The organism is Micromonospora sp. NPDC047644 (assembly GCF_040704315.1).
Classification (GTDB): domain Bacteria; phylum Actinomycetota; class Actinomycetes; order Mycobacteriales; family Micromonosporaceae; genus Micromonospora.
This window is the reverse complement of record NZ_JBEYSY010000010.1, coordinates 50,117-69,905: the sequence shown is the minus strand read 5'-3', so window position 1 is coordinate 69,905 and position 19,789 is coordinate 50,117. Positions and strand designations below refer to the sequence as shown.

The window sequence follows — 19,789 nt, the reverse complement described above, 5'->3', positions numbered from 1 at the left end:
GACGGTCGCGCCCCCGGCGGGTGTCACCCAGTGGCGCGTTACCGGAGGTAGCCCGAGTGGGGTCGAGCAGCCAGCGGCGGAGACCAGTGACTCACGGGGTTGCGCGATGAGTGAGCGGCGCAGTCCCACCATCAGACGGCGGCGGCTCGGGGCCGAGCTGCGTCGCCAGCGGGAGTCCGCCGGAATCACCATCGAGGTGGTCGCCGAACAGTTGGAATGCTCGGCCTCCAAGGTCTCCCGGATCGAGACCGGGCACACCACGGCCACCCCACGCGACGTGCGGGACATGCTGCGGATCTACGGCGTCGTCGGCGCCGAGAGCGACGAGCTCGTGCAGATCGCCCGGGAAGCGCGCCAGAAGGGCTGGTGGCACCCCTACAGCACCGTGCTCGTCGGCGCGTACGTCGGGCTGGAGGCGGCGGCCAGTTCGATCCGGGCGTACGAACAGCAGGTCGTTCCGGGTCTTCTGGAGACCGAGGAGTACGCCGGTGCCATGATCCGTGCCGCTCGGCCGGACTTCACCGCCGATCAGGTACATCAAAGAGTGCGTGTCCGTCTGGGCCGTCAGTCGTTATTGACCCAGGACGATCCGGTCGATCTGTGGGTGGTGCTCGATGAGGCGGTGGTAAGTCGGCCGGTGGGCGGGGACGAGGTGATGCGCGGTCAACTCAAGCGGTTGGTCGAGGTGGCCGAGTTGCCGAACGTGACGCTGCAGATCCTGCCCTTCGAGGTGGGTGCGCATGCCGGCATGGACGGCACGTTCACGATCCTCAGCTTCCCTGAGCCCGGTGATCCGGATGTTGTGTACGCGGAGAACGCCACGGGTGGGCTCTTCCTCGAGAAGAGCGACGAACTACAGAAGTACAGCTTCATCTTCGATCACATCCGCGCTGCGGCCATACGTCCGGAGGAGTCCGTCGCACACATCGCAAAACTGGCAGAGGAGCCGTTGTGGAAATGGCGACCAAAGGGTTCCCCGTGGACCTGACGCAGGCAGCATGGTTCAAGAGCTCGAAGAGCGGGCCGAACTGTGACAACTGCGTGGAGGTGGCGTACGTGACGGGCGCGGTCGGAGTGCGGGACTCGAAGGACAAGGCGGGCCCCGCCCTGGTCTTCGCACCGGGTGACTGGCACTCCTTCGTTTCAGGCACCCGGGGTGGTGTGTTCGGCGCGGTCTGACCGACTGGTCAGTGGAGTCCCCGTCCGGTTCGCCGGACGGGGACTCTGCCACGTCCGCGGTAGGCGCGGCTCGCTGCCGCGTCGCGGCAGGAGTCGACCAGGTTCCGTCGGGATTCCCGTCGCCAGAGCGTCCCCGTCTCGTTGAACCGGTCGGTACGGCGCTGGTCGACGACCCGCCGCACCGACCCGCAACCGAGCGAGTAGGCGAGACGGATGACGACGATCGGTTCAGACAACCTCACCACCGGTCCGGCCAAGCCGGAGCGGTTCGGTGGCAAGTACCGCGGCGCTCGTCGGGACACGGTTCTGACCGAGGTGGTCTCGACCGACCAGGAGTTGAGCGGGCGGGAGGACGCGTCCGAGACGACGGATCCTCCGCTGTCGCTGCCTTCACTGGACCCGAACCCGCTGATCGAGCCGTCGTTCCCGCCGGCGGGCTGGCCGATGGAGCCGGCCGAGTCCCTGGCGGACCACCCGTTGCTGCGTGGTCTGCTGATGGAGTTGCCGCCGAAGGGCACAGTGCCCTCGCAGGACTGGCTGGACCGCTGGTTCGAGGCGACCAGGTCGATCCTGGAACTGCTATACGTGCAGAGCGCCAGCCGCCCGCGTTGACCCTGCGACGGCGGGCTGGGCCCGCTCCGCGAGGCGGTTGTGGCGTAGCGCGTGCCGGACCCCGATGACGATCACCGCAAGTGCGCCCACGGTGATCGCCGGCCCGGTGACGCCGGGATCGGCCCCGAGGTCGGTGCCGGCGGCGGCGGCGATCAATGCCGGCACCGTGGCCAGGGCGGTGACCTGTAGTGGCAGCCCGACGAGCGGGTGGGCCGCGGCGGCGCGCAGCCCGTGCGGCGCGGGGGTGGCGGGGGCACTGGCGAACGCGCCCGCGCCGGCCCACAGCCGGCGGATCCGTCGTACCGAGCAGGCTGTCGCCACGAGCGCCGGGCCGGCGGCCAGTGTGAGCCCGGCGGCGGCCCGGTCGATCGGCGCGGTGCCGGCGCTGAACAGCCCGCCGCCGAGCACGGCGGCGGTGAGCGCCACGCCGGTGAGGGCCAGCACCAGCAACCATCCGGTACGCCGACGCAGGATGCGGGTGTTGCGCAGCCGGGGAAGGCCGTCGGCAACGACGCCGGCGGCCAGCCAGACGGCGGCGACCGGAAGCAGGATGGTGAGCTGACTCTCCATGTTCGAGAGTCTTTCCCGAATCCGGGCGGAGCGAATCCGGGCGTGCCCCCCGTTCGCCCCGGACGCCGGGCCCGTAGGGGGTCATCACTCGAAGGTATGGCCGTTTCGACATGTTCAACTGACCGACGGCTGACTTACCCTCAGCTAGATCGGCGAGTGTCGATTGATGTTGGACCGGTGGTCACGTTCCACCACCGGTCAGAGGGAGGTAGGAAATGGGTCTTCCACGAAGGTCCGTACTGATCGGGGTGGCTGCGGCGACCGTGCTGGCCGTCGGTACCCCGGCCCTGGCCGCCGAACCCGTGGGTGTGGTTCGGGCCGCCGGCGGAGCCACCGCCGTGCCGGACAGCTACATCGTCGTACTCAAGGACAGCGCCGTGGCCCGGGACCGGGTCGGCGACACGGCGAAGCGGCTCTCCGGCCGTCACGGCGGCACCGTGGCCCGCACCTACGGGGCGGCGCTGCGCGGCTTCGAGGCCAAGGTGAACGCACGCGCGGCGGCGCGGATCGCGGCCGACCCGGATGTGGCGTACGTCGAGCAGAACCACACCGTCTCGATCTCCGGCACCCAGGCCAACCCGCCCTCCTGGGGCCTCGACCGGATCGACCAGCGCAACCTGCCGTTGGACCGCTCCTACACCTACCCGAACACGGCGAGCAACGTGCACGCCTACATCATCGACACCGGCATCCGGTTCTCCCACAGCGACTTCGGCGGTCGGGCCACCTCCGGCTACGACGCGGTGGACGGCGGGTCGGCCGACGACTGCAACGGGCACGGCACGCACGTGGCCGGCACCGTGGGCGGGTCCGCGTACGGGGTGGCCAAGGCCGTCCAGCTCGTCGGCGTACGGGTGCTGAACTGCTCCGGCAGTGGCACCAACGCCGGTGTGATCGGCGGCGTCGACTGGGTCACCGCGAACGCGATCAAGCCGGCGGTGGCGAACATGAGCCTCGGCGGCGGCGCGAACAGCTCGCTGGACAACGCCGTCCGCAACTCGATCGCCTCGGGTGTCACGTACGGCCTGGCGGCCGGCAACGACAACGGCGCGAACGCCTGCAACACGTCGCCGGCGCGCACCACGGAAGCCATCACTGTGGGCTCGACGACCAGCTCGGACGCCCGGTCGTCGTTCTCCAACGTCGGCACCTGCCTCGACATCTTCGCGCCCGGCTCGTCGATCACCTCGGCCTGGTACACCAGCAACACCGCCACCAACACGATCAGCGGCACCTCGATGGCCACCCCGCACGTGGTCGGAGCGGCGGCCCTGGTGGCCAGCGCCAACCCGACCTGGACCCCGGCTCAGGTCCGCAACCAACTGGTGGCCAACGCCACGCCCAACGTGGTGAGCAACCCCGGCTCGGGCTCACCGAACCTGCTGCTCTACGTGGGTACCGGCAGCACCCCGCCGCCGCCCACCGGCTGCACCGGCACCAACGGCACCGACGTCTCGATCCCGGACGCCGGCTCGGCGGTGACCAGCTCGATCACCATCTCCGGCTGCGGTCGCAACGCCTCCTCGGCCTCCACCGTGGCGGTGAACATCGTGCACACCTACCGCGGTGATCTGGTCATCGACCTGCTCGCCCCGGACGGCAGCTCGTACCGGCTGAAGAACAGCAGTACCTCGGACAGCGCCGACAACGTGAACGCCACGTACACGGTCAACGTGTCCGGTGAGGCCGCCGACGGCATCTGGCGCCTCCAGGTGCGGGACACCTACTCGGCTGACACCGGCTACATCAACACCTGGACTCTGACCGTCTGAGCGGTCTCCCACGACCGAGGCCCCACCCGGCACTCCGGGTGGGGCCTCGCGTCGTACGGATCGGACTCAGACCGAGAAGGTGGCCGGCCGCTCGGTGGCCGGGGCCGGCGGACGGGCCTTCCACAGGCCGACCTTCTGCGCGGCGAGCCGGCTCAGGTAGGCCGGGTTGAGGATGACGTAGCGGCGCCAGAGCCGCTTCGGCTCCAGACCGAGGCGCCAGAACCACTCCAGGCCGGCGCGCTGCATCCACGGCGGGGGCTGGCGCAGCAGCCCGGCGTGGTAGTCGAAGGCCGCGCCGACCGCCATCAGCGGCATGTCGAGCAGCGGCCGCATGGCGTACGTGAAGACCTCCTGGCGCGGGCAGCCGAGCCCGACCAGCACCAACCGGGCGCCACTGGAACGGATCCGGTCGGCGATCTCGGCGTCCTCACCGGGTTGGACGGCACGGAACTTGGACGGCTCCACCCCGGCGATCTTCAGCGCCGGGAACATCCGCTCCAGGGCCGGGATCAACCGGGCGAGGGTCTCCTCGGTCGAGCCGTACAGGTAGACCGGTAGCCCCTCGTCGGCGAAGCGCGACAGCACGTGCAGGGTCAGGGTCGGCCCGTACACCCGGTCGCTGAGCCCCGCGTGGTGCAGCAGGTTGAGCGCCCACCGCACCGGCTGCCCGTCCGGCGTCACCACGTCGAAGGAGTTGAGCCGCGCGTTGTGCGCCGGGTCGAGCACCCCCGTCATCACACCGTGCACCGCCAACGCGGTCAGCGCGAGGGGACGCCGTTCGTGTGCCGCGGTCACCACCGCGTCGGTCGCCGTGGCGTAGTCGGTGGCGTCGACCAGGACGCCGAGCACATTGCGCTTCGTCCGGGCGCTCACGGCTGGGCCACCCACTTGTCCACGTTGGCCTCGTAGATCTCCCGCAGGATCGTCGGCACGTCGTAGGTGATCTTCCAGTCCGGATACTGCGCCTCGAACCGGGCCATGCTGCTCACGTACCACTGGTGGTCACCGGTGCGGTTCTGCTCGACATAGTTGATCCGCGCCTCGCGGCCGGTGATCTCCTCCGCGATCCGGAACGCCTCGATGTGCGAGGTGTTGGAGTGCCGGCCGCCACCGAGGTTGTAGACCTCCGCGGATCGGGGGGCCCGGAAGAACGCCTCGAACGCGGTCAGCACGTCGTGCGAGTGGATCGCGTCCCGGACCATCTTGCCCTTGTAGCCGAAGAGGTTGTACGTCCGGCCCTCCATGACGCAGCGCATCAGGTAGGCGAGGAACCCGTGCAGCTCGGCGGCGGAGTGCGCCGGGCCGGTCAGTGTGCCGCCCCGGAAGCAGGCGGTCTTCATGTCGAAGTAGCGCCCGTACTCCTGGACCATCACGTCTGCGGCGACCTTGGAGGCACCGAAGACCGAGTGCAGCGAGTGGTCGATCGACATCTCTTCGGTGATGCCCTGGTACCAGCGGTGGTCCTCGGGCAGCTCGTACCGGGTCTCCAACTCGACGAGCGGCAGGCTGTTGGGCCGGTCGCCGTACACCTTGTTGGTCGAGCAGTGGATGAACGGCGCGTCGATCGCGTGCCGGCGGGTGTTCTCCAGGATGTTGAGTGTGCCGCCGGCGTTCACGTCGAAGTCCGTGTACGGCTCCTTGGCCGCCCAGTCATGGCTCGGTTGGGCAGCGCTGTGGATCACCACTGCGATGTCCGAGCCGTACTTCTTGAACACCTGCTCCAGGCCGTCCCGGTCCCGGATGTCCACCGCGAAGTGGGTGTAGGCGTTACCCAGATCACGGCCGAGCCGTTCCAGGCTCCACGAGGTGGAGCCGTCCTCGCCGAAGAAGTACCGGCGCATGTCGTTGTCGATGCCGACGACGTCCAGACCGAGGCCGGCGAAATGCCGGACCGCTTCGGAGCCGATCAGACCACCCGACCCTGTCACCAACGCGACACTCACACGCCACTCCTGGTCCATCGGAGGCAGAATCCATCGGAGCATAGCGTGACGTCCAGCACGCCCCGATATGACGGAAGGGCCCCGCATGATGCGGAGCCCTCGTCGTTGGTGGGGATGGGGGGAGTTGAACCCCCACGCCCTTTCGGGCACACGGACCTGAACCGTGCGCGTCTGCCATTCCGCCACATCCCCGTGGCACAACCCGGAACACTCTAGCTGCCCGGCCCCGCTGTCTCCAACGGGCCTCGGGAATACTACGCTGTCCCTGACGCTCGCCCCGAACGATTACCGTTCGTGGCGGACGAAAGATTAGCACGACAATCCCGACCCTTCCGAGCGGGTCGAGAGCAGCCGGCCGAGCGGCGTGTGAGCTGCGCGCGCGCCGGCCGGATACCATCATGTCCTCGGGACCCGAGGAGGAGCCGGTGAGCGTGCTGCAACGCTTCGAGAAGCGTCTGGAAGGCCTGGTAGAAGGGGCCTTCGCCAAGGTCTTCAAAGGGGTGGTCCACCCCGTGGAGATCCTCAACGCCATGCAGCGGGAGGCCGAGGCGCACAAGGCGATCCTGGCCGGTGGGCGCACGTTGGTGCCCAACCGCTACGTGATCGATCTCTCGCCGTTCGACCACAGTCGGCTGGCGCCGTACGCCGCCGCGCTGGCCCAGGAGTTGGCCCAGTCGCAGGCGGAGTTCATCGGCGAGCAGGCGTGGACGGTCTACGGCGACGTGATCGTCGAGATCGAGCGAGGCGAGGGCCTGGACACGGGCATGTTCCGTGTCACGGCCGAGGTCTACACCGGCGGCGAGGTCGCCCCGGTGTCGGCACCCGGCTACGACGCCGGCCCGCCCGCCTACCCCGCGTACGACCAGGGCGGTGGCTACGGCCCGCCGCCCGGCCACGGTGGCGGTCGCAACGTGCGGCTCGTCTCCGGCGACGGTCGCACCTACCCCCTTCAGATGGGGTCGACGGTGATCGGTCGCGGTGACCAGGCCAACCTGCGTCTGCCCGACGTCGGCATCTCCCGGCGACACGCCCGGCTGGATTTCGACGGCGGCCAGGTCGTGCTGACCGACCTGGGTTCGACCAACGGCACCATGGTGAACGGGCAGCGGGTCTCCGCCGTCGCGCTCAACCCCGGTGACATGGTCCAGCTCGGGACGACGACGCTGACCTTCCGCGTGGACGGCTGACCCGCCTTGCCGGAACTGGTCATCACCGTTGCCCGGTTCGGGTTCCTGATCCTGCTGTGGATCTTCGTGTTCACGGTGGTCGGCGTGATCCGCAGGGACCTCTTCGCGGGCGCCCGGTCCGGTCGTCTGGTGGCCGCGCCACGCGCGGTGGGCGCCTCGACGGGGCAGGGGGCCAAGCCAGCGAAGGTGAAACGGGGCAGAGCGGCGCACCAACTGGTGGTGACGGCCGGTCAGCTGGCCGGCACCAAAATCACTCTCGGGGAAGCGCAGATCACCATCGGCCGGGCTGAGGACTCCACCCTGGTCATCACCGACGACTACGCCTCCGCGCGACACGCCCGGCTCGTGCCGCGCGAGGGGCAGTGGTACGTCGAGGACCTCGGCTCGACTAACGGCACGTACCTCGATCGCGCTAAGGTCTCCGGACCAACCCCCGTCCCCCTCGGCGTGCCGATCCGGATCGGCCGCACTTCCCTCGAATTACGGCCATGACTCTGACCCTGCGCTATGCGGCCCACAGCGACCGCGGTCTGATCCGAGACGGCAATCAAGACTCCGTCTACGCCGGGCCGCGGTTACTCGCCGTTGCCGACGGCATGGGCGGTATGGCCGCCGGTGACGTCGCCAGCAACATCGTCATCGGTGCCATGGCGCCGCTCGACGAGGACGTCCCCGGGGACGCTCTCGTCGACGCGTTGCGTTCGGCAGTGGGCACCGCCAACCAACAACTCCGCGACACAGTGGACGCCAACCCGCAGTTGGAGGGGATGGGCACCACGCTGACGGCGACCCTCTTCACCGGCAGCAAGCTGGGGATGGTCCACATTGGCGACTCGCGGGCCTACCTGCTGCGCAATGGCGAGTTCGCGCAGATCACCAAGGACGACACCTACGTCCAGATGCTGGTCGACGAGGGCCGCATCAGCGCCGAGGAGGCGAGCAGCCACCCGCAGCGGTCGCTGCTCACCCGCGCCCTCGACGGTCGGGACATCGACCCGGAATACTCGGTCCGCCAGGTCATGCCCGGCGACCGGTACCTGATCTGCAGCGACGGCCTCTCGGGTGTGGTCAGCGCCGAAACCATCGGCGAGACCCTGCGGGAGTACACCGACCCGCAGCAGTGCGTCGAACGGCTGGTGCAGCTCGCGCTGCGCGGCGGTGGGCCGGACAACATCACGGTGATCATCGCCGACGCCACCGACCAGGACATCGTCGAGGCGACCCCGATCGTGGGCGGCGCCGCCGCCCGGGACCGGGGCATGGCGACCTCCGCCGACGACTCGACTCCGGCCGCCCGAGCCTCGGCACTCTCCGCGCCGCGTCCGGCCGCGCCCGAGGAGCCGGCAGCCTCCGACGATGACGCCGACCGGCCGAAGCGACGCCCGGTCCGGACCGCCGCCATGGCGCTGGCCCTGCTGGTGATCGTCGGCGGTGCGTCGTTCGGCGGTTGGACGTACACCCAGCGGCAGTACTACGTGGGGGCCACCGAAGAGGGCCAGGTCGCCGTCTTCCGCGGTGTCCAGGGTCAGATCGCCGGGATGGACCTGTCCAGCGTGCACCGCCGTAGCGGCACCCGCCTGGACGACCTCACCGTCGCCGCGCAGGACACCGTCAAGGTCGGCATCCGGGCGAAGAGTGAGCCGGACGCCGAGCGTCAGCTCGCCGAGCTGACCAGCGACACGCCGAGCAACCCCAACCTGAAGCCGCTCTGCCCGCTCGACCCGACCGCCACCGGGGACAACACGCCGACGCCCACGCCGACGCCGCTTGGTTCTACACCGACCCCGAACGGCAGCCCGAGCACCAACGCGTCGCCGACCCCCAACGGGGTTGTCAGCGCAAGCCCGACCGCCGGTGCCACCACAGCTCTCGGTGGGGCCGGCGCGACCACCACACCCGACGTCACGCCCTCCGACTCGGCCACGCCGGCGCTCGACCCGGCCGGCTGCCGGTCTCCTGAGTGAGCGTCGGCTGAGATCCTGAGGACTCCACCCGTGACCGTAGCGGCCACACCGGCACCCTCGCCCGCCACCGCGGGCGAGCAATCCGGCGTACGCCTGGCGCGGTCGCGCCGCAACGCCGAGCTGTACCTGCTGTTGCTGGCGATGGTGCTGGTGGCCGCGTACGGGGCGACCGTCGAGGCGAACCTGCTGGACACGGTCACCTCGGACTTCTGGATGCCGGCCGCCGCGCTCGGCGCTGTCTTCCTCGGCCTGCACCTGGTCATCCGGTTCCTGGCCCCGTTCGCCGACCCGGCGCTGCTGCCGGCGGTGGCCCTGCTCAACGGCCTCGGGGTGGGCTTCCTGCGCCGGATCGACCTGGGTGACGCCCCGGTGGCCGAACGCGAGAGCCTGGCCGTATTCGCGGGGCAGGGCGGGCGTCAGCTGGCCTGGACGCTCGGTGCGGTGATCCTCGCTGCCGCCCTGCTGGCGATCATGCGGGACCATCGCTCGATCTCGCGGTACGCGTACACCCTGGGGTTGGTCGGCATCGTGCTGGTGATGCTCCCGGCGGTACTGCCGGCGAGCATCTCCGAGAGGAACGGCGCGAAGCTGTGGGTCGATCTCGGCGCCTTCTCCATCCAGCCGGGTGAGTTCGCCAAGCTGGCGCTGCTGGTCTTCTTCGCCTACTACCTGGTGCGCAAGCGTGAGGTGCTCTCGCTGGCCAGTCGGCGCTTCCTCGGCATCGACTTTCCGCGTGGCCGCGACCTCGGGCCGGTGGTCGGCGTCTGGCTGATCAGCGTCCTGGTGCTGGTCTTCGAGAAGGACCTGGGCACCTCGCTGCTCTACTTCGGCATGTTCGTGGTGACGCTCTACATCGCCACCGAACGGGTCAGCTGGCTGCTGATCGGCCTGGTCCTCTTCTTCGGGGGCGCGTACCTCGCCTACGTCCTCGGCTCGACGGTCGGCGGGCCGTTCGCCAACTTCTACCTGCGGGCGGAGATCTGGCTCGACCCGTTCGCCGACCCGACCGACAAGGGCTACCAGCTCGTGCAGGGCCTGCTGGCCCTGGGCACGGGCGGGCTCTTCGGTGCCGGGCCGGGCGGCGGTCAGCCGGAGATCCTGCCCGAGGTGCAGAACGACTTCATCTTCGCCGGCATCGGTGAGGAGATCGGCCTCTTCGGTCTCTCCGCGCTGCTGGTCGTCTACCTGCTCATCGTGGAGCGCGGGCTGCGCGCCGCGCTGGCGGTACGGGACTCGTTCGGCAAGCTGCTCGCCGGCGGTCTCGCGTTCACCCTCGGCCTCCAGGTCTTCGTGATCGTCGGCGGGATCAGCAAGCTCATCCCGCTGACCGGTCAGACCACCCCGTTCCTGTCCGCCGGCGGGTCGTCGTTGATGGCCAACTGGCTGCTCATCGCGGTGCTGCTGCGGGTCTCCGACGGCGCCCGCCGACCGGTGACCGGAGGGGGCGGCGGCAAGGCGGTTCGTCCCAGTGGTGGCCCGCCCGAGCAGCTGCACGGTGCTCCCACGGAGGTGATCAAGCCGTGAACGCACCCCTGCGCCGCGTTGGCGTCGTCGTCATGGTCCTGTTCGGTCTGCTCTTCGCCAACCTCAACTGGATCCAGGCCTACAAGGCGGATGAATACCGGACCAGCGACTACAACGGTCGGGTCCAGGTCGCCGAGTACGACCGCAAGCGCGGCAACATCGAGGCCGGCGGCACGGCCCTGGCCACCAGCAAGGAGACCACCGGCAACCTGAAGTTCCTGCGTACCTATCCCGGCGGTGCCAAGTACGCCCACGTGCTCGGTTACAAGCCGGTCAACCTGGCCGACCAGGGCATCGAGCGGGTGGAGAACGACTTCCTGGCCGGCACCAGCGACCAGCTGATCGGCGACCGGTTGAAGGACATGTTCACCGGCGACGACACCGGCGGCGGCAACGTGCTGCTCTCGCTCTCCAAGCGGGCCCAGGACGTGGCGTACGACCAGCTGCGCAACAACGAGGTGGGTGCGAAGCGGGGCGCGGCGATCGCCATCGACCCGCGTACCGGTGCCGTCCAGGCGTTGGTCTCGATGCCGAGCTTCGACCCGAACCCGCTGGCCAGCCACGACACCAACGAGGCGACGGTGGCGTACCAGAAGCTGGAGCAGGACCCGGCCGGACCGCTGAAGAACCGCGCGCTCTCCGAGACACTGCCGCCCGGCTCCACGTTCAAGATCGTGGTAGCCGCGGCGGCCCTGGAGAACGGCATCACCAAGTCCACCCAGATTCCGGCCGGTTCCAGCTGGACCCCGCCCACCTCCGGCACCCCGATCCGTAACGCCGCCGCTTCGATCTGCCCGGAGTCGAAGGTCACCCTGCTGGACGCGGTCACCGAGTCGTGCAATACCGGCTTCGCGCAGCTCGGCGTCCGGCTCGGAGCCGACACGCTCAAGGAGAAGGCCCGGCAGTTCGGCTTCGAGCAGGAGGACCTCACCGTCGGTCACCTCGGTGAGGGCGGCCTGCCCACGGCGGCCAGTCGGACCGGGACCATCCAGAACCCGGACGGCAGCACGGACCCGGCCGCGCTGGCTCAGTCCTCGATCGGCCAGAACAACGTCCGGATGACCCCGCTGGAAGGCGCCATGATCGCTGGCGCGATCGCGAACAACGGCAGCCAGATGCGGCCGTACCTGGTCCGGCAGCTGCTTGCGCCGGACCGGACCACCAGTTACTACAGCGCGAAGGCGCGGGAGCTGCGCCAGCCCGTCGAGCCGCAGGTCGCCGCCGACCTGCGCGAGATGATGGTCAGCGTGGTCCGGAACGGCACCGGCAAGAACGCCGCGATCAACGGCTACACGGTCGGCGGCAAGACCGGTACCGCCCAGTCCGCCCCGGACCGGCCCGACCACGGCTGGTTCATCGGCTTCGCCCTGGACAAGAACGGCAACCCGGTCTCCGCGGTCTGCGTGATGCTGGAGCAGGCCGGCCCGGGTGGCAGCGCCGAGGCGGCTCGGATCGCCGGCCAGGTCATGAAGGCCGCCATCGCCGACCCAGGGGGTCGCTGACATGCTCAGCCCCGGCGTGCAGCTCGGCAACCGCTACCGTCTCGACGAGCGGATCGCCAGCGGCGGCATGGGCGACGTCTGGCGCGGCACCGACCAGGTGCTCGGCCGGACGGTCGCGGTGAAGAGCCTGCTCCCAGCCCTGCTCGACGACCCGGATTTCGGCGAGCGGTTCCGCGGCGAAGCCCGCACCATGGCCACCATCAACCATCCCGGCGTGGTGGACGTCTACGACTTCGGCAACGACCAGCAGATCGCCTTCCTGGTCATGGAGTACGTCGAGGGTGACGCCCTGTCGTCCACGTTGAGCCGGGTCGGCCGGCTCACCCCGGCGCGGACGATGGCGCTCGTCGCGCAGGCCGCCGACGCGTTGCACGCCGCCCACGAGAAGGGCATCGTGCACCGCGACGTGAAGCCGGGCAACCTGCTGGTCCGGCCGAACGGCACGCTGGTGCTGACCGACTTCGGCATCGCCCGCTCCGACCTGGTGGGCCAGCTCACCGCCGCCGGTTCGGTGCTCGGCACCGCCTCGTACATCTCGCCGGAGCAGGCCACCGGTGGTGTGGCCACCCCGGCCTCCGACGTCTACGCCCTGGGCGTGGTCGCCTACCAGTGCCTGGCCGGTCGGCGGCCGTTCGAGGGCGACAACCCCCTCGACATCGCGATGCGGCACGTCCGGGAGACGCCCCGACCACTGCCGGCCGACATCCCTCCGCAGGTGCGCGCCCTGGTCGAACGGGCGTTGGCGAAGGATCCGGCCGCCCGCTGGCCGAGCGCCGCCGCACTCGCCGGGGTCGCCCGTCAGCTCAAGGCCGCGCTCTCCCAGCAGGCTCGGGCCGGCGCGAACTCCGGGCCGGTGTCCGCGGCGCCCGCCTCGCCGGCCGCGCCGGGTCGGGCCCAGGTGCCGCAGGCGCACCAGATGCGTCCGCCGACGGCCCGCCCGCCGGTGGCCGGAGCGAGGCCGACCGCTGTCGCACCCGCCCAACAGCCCCGCCCCACCGCCGTCGCGCCGGCCGTCCAGCCCGCCCGGTCGCAGGGCGCTCCGAACGGCTACCCACGCGGTGCCGCAGCGGTGCCGTCCGGGCCGCCCCGGCAGGAACACCCGCCGGCGTACGCCCGGCAGGCCGGCCCGGTGACGCCGTCACCCCAGCCCCAGCGGTCCCGGCCTGGAATGGTGCTTCTCGCCATCCTGCTGGCCGTGCTGGTCCTGCTCTGCTCTGGCGTGATTTCCTACAACCTGCGGAAGCAGTCGCAGGACGGCGCATCCGCCGGGCTTGCGCCGCGCACCGTGACGTCCGGCGCGCTACGACTCGACGGGCGCGACGATCCGACCCGGACGTCGTACCGTCGAGAGGTACGACTCCAGCCGGGCGACGGCGGGACGACGACGAGCGAAGGACGACAGACGCGATGACAGCGCAGGCCCGCCTGCTCGGTGGCAGGTACCAGGTCGGCGAGCTGCTCGGCTATGGCGGCATGGCCGAGGTGCACCGTGGTCGCGATCTCCGACTCGGTCGGGACGTCGCGATCAAGATGCTCCGCACCGACCTCGCCCGGGACGCGACGTTCCAGATGCGGTTCCGTCGGGAGGCGCAGAACGCCGCCTCGCTCAACCACCCGGCCATCGTGGCGGTCTACGACACCGGCGAGGAGACCGCGCCGACCGGTGAGACGCTGCCGTTCATCGTCATGGAGTTCGTCAACGGGCGGACCTTGAAGGAGGTCCTCGGCGTCGAGGGGCGACTGCAACCGCGCCGTGCGCTGGAGATCTGCGCCGACATGTGCGCCGCCCTGGAGTTCAGCCACCGGCACGGGATCATCCACCGGGACATCAAGCCCGGCAACGTGATGCTCACCCAGACCGGCCAGGTCAAGGTGATGGACTTCGGCATCGCCCGGGCGTTGGCCAGCGGTGCGACCACCATGACCCAGACCAGCGCGGTCATCGGTACGGCGCAGTACCTCTCCCCGGAGCAGGCGCGCGGCGAGGCCGTCGACGCCCGTTCCGACGTGTACGCGGCCGGGTGTGTGCTCTTCGAGCTGGTCTGCGGGCACCCGCCGTTCGTCGGGGACAGCCCGGTCAGCGTCGCCTACCAGCACGTACGGGAGACGCCGCCGACGCCGAGCGACATCAACCCGGACGTCACCCCGGCGGTCGACGCGATCGTGCTCAAGGCGCTGTCGAAGAACCCGCTCAACCGCTACCAGAGCGCTGGCGAGATGCGGGCCGATCTGCTCCGCGCCGCCGCCGGCCGGCCCGTGCTGGCCACCCCGGTGCTGCGCGAGGCGGAGACGGTGGCGATGGCCCCGGCCGGCGGTGGGGGCGGCGGCTACCCGGCTCCCGGCCGTGGGCCGCAGACCGGGCAGATCCCGGCCCGGGTGGGCGACCCCCGTCAGCGCAAGGCGTCCTCGTTCCTGATCGCGATGTTCAGCGCGGTCGGCGTGCTGGCGGTGATCGCCCTGGTCGCCGCCCTGCTCTGGGACCAGCAACAGAAGGGCAACGACCTGAAGTCGGTGCCCACCCTCACCGGCAAGGCCCGGGACGTGGCGATCGCCGAGATTCAGAAGGCCGGTCTGTCACCACAGGTGGGTGACCCGGTGCTGGCGAGTGACTGCACCGAGGGGACCGTCGTTCAGCAGAACCCGCTGCCGACCACCCAGGTGAAGCAGAACGGCACGGTCACCATCCAGATCTGTGGCGGTAAGCCCGAGGTGCGCGTTCCCGCCGGGCTCAAGGGCAGCAAGCGGGAGAGCGCCATCGCCCGGCTCACCGAGGCGAAGCTCACGTACGTTATCGCGGAGGTGAACGCCGAGGCGAGCCAGGACGAGGTTCTCGACGTCGACCCGCCCTCGGGCGAGAGCGTTCCCGAAGGCACGAAGGTGAAGCTCACGGTCTCGAAGGGCAACGTCCGCGAGGTGCCGGACGTCGTCGGGTTGAGCCAGGAGGAGGGCACCCGCGTCCTCAAGAACGCCGGCTTCACTGTCGCCGTACAGGACGGGCCGGAGGTGCCCGCCGACCAGGCGGGGAAGGTCACCGACCAGAGCCCGAACGGCAACGAGAAGAAGCCCACCGGCACGAAGGTGACCATCAAGGTGAGTCAACCCGAGCCGGAGACCGACCCGACGCCGACGGGCACACCGTCGGGCACGCCGTCGGGCACGCCGAGCACTCCCCCCGGCAGCGGGGGCGGCATCGGCCTGCCGCTCCCACCTCCGCCGGGCCGGCCCCAGGACTAGGGCCCAGGCCACCCCCGGGCAGCGGATGACCGAGACGGCAGCGTCACCGGCCGAGGCGGTACGGCGGTGGCCTCGCCGCGTCCGCCGGCTGGCCGTCGCGGGTCTCGTCGTGCTGGTGCTGGCCAGTTCCCCATGGCTGTGGACGACGCTCGCCGCACGCGGGCACGTGTACGCCGCCGCCGACGCGCCGGCCGCCGACGTGGTGATCGTGCTCGGCACCGAGGTGGCGGCCGATCGGCAGCGACCGGGTGACCGTCTCGCCGGCCGCCTGGACACCGCCGCCGAACTGGTGACCAGCGGGCGGGCCACTGTCGTCCTGGTGTCGGGCGACGGCGGCGGGGCGTCCGGCGACGAGCCGGCGGTGATGACGACGTACCTCACCGAGCGTGGCGTCGACAGGCGTCGGGTGGTGGCTGACCCGTTCGGCCTGGACACCTACGACAGTTGCGCGAGAGCGCGCGAGGTGTACGGCGTCGAGCGGGCCCTGATCGTCACCCAGTCGTACCACCTGTCCCGGGCGGTGACGCTGTGCCGGCAGCTCGGCGTCGACGTCGACGGGGTGACCGCCCGCTGCGATGGTTGCGGCGCCGCCTTGCTGGCCGAGAAGTCGGTCCGGGACTACTTCGCCAGTGGCAAGGCGGCGTTAGACGCGGTGCGCGGCCGACCGCCGGCGGTGCGTTCGCCGGCGAATTCCGCGGTCCAGGACGCGCTACGCGGCTGAGGGCCCCTGCGGGGTCCGACGGTCCGGTGGCGGGCCCTGAACGTCCGGCTCTCAGGCCGTGGCGAAGGCCGCCAGACGGCGGGCGTCCACTTCGGCGGCCAACGCGGGAGCGCGCTCCAGCGCCTCGGGATGGCCGCAACTGGCCAGCCAGTTGGCCAGCATCAGGTGGCCGCCCTCGGTGAGCACCGACTCCGGGTGGAACTGGACGCCCTCGATGGGCAGCGTCCGGTGCCGCATCGCCATCACCACGCCGGAGCCGGTCCAGCCGGTGACCTCCAGCTCGTCGGGGAGCGTCTCGGGCAGCACGGCGAGCGAGTGGTACCGGGTGGCGGTGAACGGGTCGGGCAGGCCGGCGAGTACGCCGACCGAGTTGTGGCGTACCTCGGAGGTCTTGCCGTGCAGCAGCTCCGGTGCGCGCGCCACTGTCGCCCCGAAGGCTTCACCGATGGCCTGGTGGCCGAGGCAGACGCCGAAGATCGGCAGCTGGCCCGCGTACTCCCGGATGACGTCCAGGCAGATGCCGGCGCGGTCCGGGCTGCCCGGCCCGGGCGACAGCAGGATGCCGTCCGCGCCGGCCGTGCCCACCTGGGCGACGTCGATCTCGTCGTTGCGGCGGACCTCGCAGTCCACGCCGAGCTGGCCGAGGTACTGCACCAGGTTGAACACGAAGGAGTCGTAGTTGTCGATCACCAGGACGCGCATTGGTCACCTGCTCGGGGAGGGGGGCGCGGGGTTGTTCTGATCGGTGTCGTACGGCAGTTCGTGCTCGTCACCGGCCGGGGTCTCGCCGGTCACCGGGTCGCCACCGCCACCCGTCTCGGCAGGTACGCCGGATTCGACCTGCACGTCGTCGAAGGGCAGCAGGGGCTCGGCCCACGGGAAGGCGACGTACCACAGCAGGGCCACCGTGGCGGCCACCAGGAGCACCGAGCCGGTCAACTTCCCGACCAGGCCGAACGGCAATTTGCGCCAGATGAACGCGTACATCTGTTCAGCCTTCCAGCTCCGCCGGACGGCCCGCGGACTTGGGTTGGGTGCGGTCCAGCTCGGCGTGGATGATCAGGCGTTGGTAGTTGTCGAACTTCGGGTTGCACGTGGTGAGGGTGAGCATCCGCTTGGTTGCCTTCTTGTCCGGTTCGCCCGGCACCGGCGCCACCACCTCGACCTGGGTCGGCCGAACGATCCGGGACTGCGACACCCGGTAGACGTACCAGTCGGTCTTGCTCTCGACCACGATCGGGTCGCCGTCATCCAGCTCGTCCAGCCGCCAGAAGGTGGCCCGGTTGCGGTGGCCGGCGACGGAGAAGTTGCCGACCTGGCCGGGGAGCGCGCTGGTCGGGTAGTGGCCGGGGGCGAAGCGGATGTCCTCCTGAGTGACGCCCTCGACGACCACCCAGTTCTTGTCGAGCTTGGGGATGTAGAGACCCGCGAGCGGCTTTCCGCGTACCGGCGGGGACGGTTTGACGCTCGGGCCGACCGACGGGGCCACCGTCGGGTCGTCGGCCGGGCCCCACGCCTGGGCCAACTCGTTGTTGAGCTCGTTCTGGTGGGCGTCGACGATCGCCGACTTGCCCCAGACCTCGTAGCCGGCGAAGAGCAGGACGACCAGGCCGAAGGTGATCAGGACTTCGCCGGTGACGCGGATGCCGGTGCGCAGTCGCGAGCCGAACGACGGGCGGGTCAGTTCGGAGTAGACGCTCTTGTAGCCCTCGCCGGTCTGGTGCGGCCGGAGTTGCACCACCCGCTCGCCGCGTCGGGGTTGGGGAGGGTCGGCGGGGTTGGCGCCGGCCGGCTCGTCCGGGACGGCGGTGCGGGGGACGGCACCCATCAACGCTGTCGAGTCCATGGTCGGCGGCCTGGTGGCGGGAGTGGCCGGCACGGCCGGAATCAACGCGGTGCTGGCCGGGTCCGCGCCGCGATCCGTGCCAGCGCTCGACGGCACCCGGCTGGGACCGGTTGGCGGGACCTGGCTGGGCCCGGTCGGCGGGAAGCCTTCCGGCCCGGCCGCTGCGACGCGCCCAGGGGCGGCCGGGGAGACCGGGGTGGCCGGGGAGCTGGTGGGTCGGCCTGGCCGAGCGCTGACCTGCGGGATGTACGCGGTCGGCGAGTCGGCCAGCGGTGGCGTCGGGGGCCCGGTGGAGGCAGGCCGGCTCGACGTGCCGGGCGCGGCCGGACGGGTCGGCATCCCGCCGGGCGCGGCCGGACGACTCGGCGTGGCACTCGACGGGTTCCCGGCACCCGGCGGGCGGGTCGCTGCGGCACCCGGTGGGTTGCCGGCGGACGGCGGGCGGGTCGTTGCGGCGCCGGGCGCGGTCGGTCGGCTGGACGCGGGGGGTCGGGTCGGGGCGTTTCCGGGGGCAGCCGGCCGAACCGGGCCCTGGTCGCCGGCGGACGGCCGGCCGGGGGCGGTCGCGGGGGGAACCCCGACGCCGCCGCGCGAGCTTGGCCCGGCGGTTGCGCTGCCCGGCCAGGGTGGCGGCGCTTCGGCACCTGAGCGGCCCGCGGGCCCGGTCGGCTCGGGTCGAGCGGTGCTCGGCGGCGGTTGCTGGGTTCGTGGCGGCTGCTCAGGTCGTCGCGGCTGGTCGGCTCGCGGCGGCTGCAACACCGGCTCGGGCCAGTTGCTGGCCGGGGCCGGTCGGCCCGGTGCCGACTCGGGCCGGTCGAGCTTGGGCAGGAAGGCGGTCGGCTCGTCGGTCTGGTCCCGGTGTCGCCCGTCGCGTCGCTCGTCCGGCCCGCTCACTTGGGCACCGTAGCCGAGCGCAGGGCCGTGGAATCCTCGAATGCGGGTACTCGCACCGTCGAGGCTGTCTCCTTGTAGCCGAGCTGGTAGTCGTCGACCGCGTCCTTGAACAACCGGACTCCCTCAGAGCGGGCGAGGGCCTGCTGGAGGGCAGCGGGATCGCCGATCGCTACGATCTTGAACGGTGGGGAGTACACCCGGCCGTGAAGTAGCAGGGTGTTACCGACGCAGCGTACCGCGCTGGTGGTGAGCACGCGGACATTCATGATTGACATGGCCTCGGCTCCGCCGGCCCAGAGCGCGTTGACCACCGCCTGTACGTCTCCCTGATGCACCACCAGGTCGTCGTTGCTGGCGTCCGACTGCGTCTGGTCGAGCTGGGGCGCGTCGTTCAGCTCGACGGTGACCCCAGGGCCGCCCAGGGCGGTGAACCCGGCGTTCTGGAGGCTGCCCTGGGCGCGATTCTGCTGAGCCTTGATGGGGGCGTCCGAGCCGGCCAGCGTGTTGGTTCGTTGCTCGACCTCGCCGCGCAGCGTGGCGGCGCGGCGTTCGCTCGCGGCGACCTGTTCGCGGCGGTCCTCGATGAGCTGGTTGAGCTGGGGGCGTCGGTCCTCCCGGAGAGAGGTGCCGCCTGCGGTGGTCGCGGTGGTGGTGAAGAGCAACCCGGCCGCCGCGGCGATCAGTGGCACCCCGATCGACCAGCCCGGACGGCGTTGGCGCGGTCGCCGGGGCAGCAGCCCGGCGGCGGCCCGTCGGAGGACCTTCTGCCAGGAGGTTGCGCCGGATGTGTACTCCACCGAGCGTTCCTTCCGCGTGTCGGGGGTCGGTCCGTGCCGGCTGG

At 70.8% G+C, this 19,789-nt stretch carries 19 protein-coding genes and 1 tRNA gene; 12 read left to right on the top strand and 8 right to left on the bottom strand.

Annotated features, from left to right (window positions below):
* Window positions 1-106: 106 nt before the first annotated feature.
* The 3 genes from AB0877_RS17840 (at window position 107) to AB0877_RS17830 (ending at window position 1,791) form a co-directional block, all read left to right on the top strand.
* The gene (locus tag AB0877_RS17840; protein WP_091396372.1) at window positions 107-988 is read left to right on the top strand and encodes a helix-turn-helix transcriptional regulator; all 882 of its coding nucleotides are present in this window, start codon (window positions 107-109) and stop codon (window positions 986-988) included.
* Entirely contained in the window at window positions 958-1,179 is a 222-nt protein-coding gene (locus tag AB0877_RS17835) for a DUF397 domain-containing protein (RefSeq protein ID WP_366609951.1), read from the top strand. Before AB0877_RS17840 ends, AB0877_RS17835 begins: the two co-directional genes overlap by 31 nt.
* Before the next feature lie 213 nt (window positions 1,180-1,392).
* Complete coding sequence (locus AB0877_RS17830) at window positions 1,393-1,791, top strand: hypothetical protein (protein ID WP_366609950.1); 399 nt, start codon at window positions 1,393-1,395, stop codon at window positions 1,789-1,791.
* On the opposite strand, the gene AB0877_RS17825 is transcribed toward AB0877_RS17830, so the two are convergent.
* The gene (locus AB0877_RS17825; protein ID WP_366609948.1) at window positions 1,759-2,361 is read right to left on the bottom strand and encodes a hypothetical protein; all 603 of its coding nucleotides are present in this window, start codon (window positions 2,359-2,361) and stop codon (window positions 1,759-1,761) included. The two genes, AB0877_RS17830 and AB0877_RS17825, sit on opposite strands and share 33 nt — an antisense overlap.
* Before the next feature lie 215 nt (window positions 2,362-2,576).
* Here AB0877_RS17825 and AB0877_RS17820 point away from each other — a divergent pair, with 215 nt between their 5' ends.
* Complete coding sequence (locus AB0877_RS17820; protein ID WP_366609946.1) at window positions 2,577-4,133, top strand: S8 family serine peptidase; 1,557 nt, start codon at window positions 2,577-2,579, stop codon at window positions 4,131-4,133.
* A gap of 66 nt (window positions 4,134-4,199) precedes the next feature.
* Here the strand turns inward: AB0877_RS17820 and AB0877_RS17815 are convergent, their stop codons facing one another.
* From AB0877_RS17815 to AB0877_RS17805, 3 genes are all read right to left on the bottom strand, one after another.
* A complete protein-coding gene (locus tag AB0877_RS17815; protein WP_366609944.1) occupies window positions 4,200-5,006 on the bottom strand; it encodes a WecB/TagA/CpsF family glycosyltransferase in 807 nt (268 codons plus the stop codon).
* The gene (locus AB0877_RS17810) at window positions 5,003-6,118 is read right to left on the bottom strand and encodes an NAD-dependent epimerase/dehydratase family protein (RefSeq protein WP_366609942.1); all 1,116 of its coding nucleotides are present in this window, start codon (window positions 6,116-6,118) and stop codon (window positions 5,003-5,005) included. Before AB0877_RS17810 ends, AB0877_RS17815 begins: the two co-directional genes overlap by 4 nt.
* 64 nt (window positions 6,119-6,182) lie before the next feature.
* A tRNA-Leu gene (locus AB0877_RS17805) sits at window positions 6,183-6,268 on the bottom strand.
* Between the two features lie 206 nt (window positions 6,269-6,474).
* Here AB0877_RS17805 and AB0877_RS17800 point away from each other — a divergent pair.
* The 8 genes from AB0877_RS17800 to AB0877_RS17765 are packed head-to-tail and all read left to right on the top strand — an operon-like array spanning window position 6,475 to window position 16,208.
* The gene (locus tag AB0877_RS17800; RefSeq protein WP_007454122.1) at window positions 6,475-7,263 is read left to right on the top strand and encodes a DUF3662 and FHA domain-containing protein; all 789 of its coding nucleotides are present in this window, start codon (window positions 6,475-6,477) and stop codon (window positions 7,261-7,263) included.
* A 6-nt stretch (window positions 7,264-7,269) separates the two neighbouring features.
* Window positions 7,270-7,755: an FHA domain-containing protein gene (locus AB0877_RS17795; RefSeq protein WP_366609941.1), complete on the top strand. Its 486-nt coding sequence runs from the start codon at window positions 7,270-7,272 to the stop codon at window positions 7,753-7,755.
* Complete coding sequence (locus AB0877_RS17790; protein WP_366609940.1) at window positions 7,752-9,227, top strand: protein phosphatase 2C domain-containing protein; 1,476 nt, start codon at window positions 7,752-7,754, stop codon at window positions 9,225-9,227. Before AB0877_RS17795 ends, AB0877_RS17790 begins: the two co-directional genes overlap by 4 nt.
* Before the next feature lie 30 nt (window positions 9,228-9,257).
* Complete coding sequence (locus AB0877_RS17785) at window positions 9,258-10,751, top strand: FtsW/RodA/SpoVE family cell cycle protein (protein WP_366609938.1); 1,494 nt, start codon at window positions 9,258-9,260, stop codon at window positions 10,749-10,751.
* The gene (locus AB0877_RS17780) at window positions 10,748-12,253 is read left to right on the top strand and encodes a penicillin-binding protein 2 (protein ID WP_366609937.1); all 1,506 of its coding nucleotides are present in this window, start codon (window positions 10,748-10,750) and stop codon (window positions 12,251-12,253) included. Before AB0877_RS17785 ends, AB0877_RS17780 begins: the two co-directional genes overlap by 4 nt.
* A gap of 1 nt (window position 12,254) precedes the next feature.
* On the top strand, window positions 12,255-13,664 hold the full coding sequence (locus tag AB0877_RS17775) for a protein kinase (protein WP_366609935.1): 1,410 nt from the start codon (window positions 12,255-12,257) through the stop codon (window positions 13,662-13,664).
* Window positions 13,661-15,487 (top strand): Stk1 family PASTA domain-containing Ser/Thr kinase, encoded by a 1,827-nt coding sequence (gene pknB / locus AB0877_RS17770; RefSeq protein ID WP_366609933.1) that lies wholly within the window; start codon window positions 13,661-13,663, stop codon window positions 15,485-15,487. The genes AB0877_RS17775 and pknB overlap by 4 nt, the downstream gene beginning before the upstream one ends.
* Window positions 15,488-15,512: 25 nt before the next feature.
* Entirely contained in the window at window positions 15,513-16,208 is a 696-nt protein-coding gene (locus AB0877_RS17765; RefSeq protein WP_366609931.1) for an ElyC/SanA/YdcF family protein, read from the top strand.
* A gap of 51 nt (window positions 16,209-16,259) precedes the next feature.
* Here the strand turns inward: AB0877_RS17765 and AB0877_RS17760 are convergent, their stop codons facing one another.
* The 4 genes from AB0877_RS17760 to AB0877_RS17745 are packed head-to-tail and all read right to left on the bottom strand — an operon-like array spanning window position 16,260 to window position 19,745.
* On the bottom strand, window positions 16,260-16,910 hold the full coding sequence (locus AB0877_RS17760; protein ID WP_366609930.1) for an aminodeoxychorismate/anthranilate synthase component II: 651 nt from the start codon (window positions 16,908-16,910) through the stop codon (window positions 16,260-16,262).
* A gap of 3 nt (window positions 16,911-16,913) precedes the next feature.
* Window positions 16,914-17,195 carry a hypothetical protein gene (locus tag AB0877_RS17755; RefSeq protein ID WP_366609928.1) on the bottom strand — a complete coding sequence of 94 codons (282 nt, stop codon included), beginning with the start codon at window positions 17,193-17,195 and terminating at the stop codon, window positions 16,914-16,916.
* 4 nt (window positions 17,196-17,199) lie between these two features.
* On the bottom strand, window positions 17,200-18,948 hold the full coding sequence (locus tag AB0877_RS17750) for a class E sortase (protein WP_366609926.1): 1,749 nt from the start codon (window positions 18,946-18,948) through the stop codon (window positions 17,200-17,202).
* Window positions 18,945-19,745 (bottom strand): DUF881 domain-containing protein, encoded by an 801-nt coding sequence (locus AB0877_RS17745; RefSeq protein ID WP_366609924.1) that lies wholly within the window; start codon window positions 19,743-19,745, stop codon window positions 18,945-18,947. Before AB0877_RS17745 ends, AB0877_RS17750 begins: the two co-directional genes overlap by 4 nt.
* Window positions 19,746-19,789 lie beyond the last annotated feature (44 nt).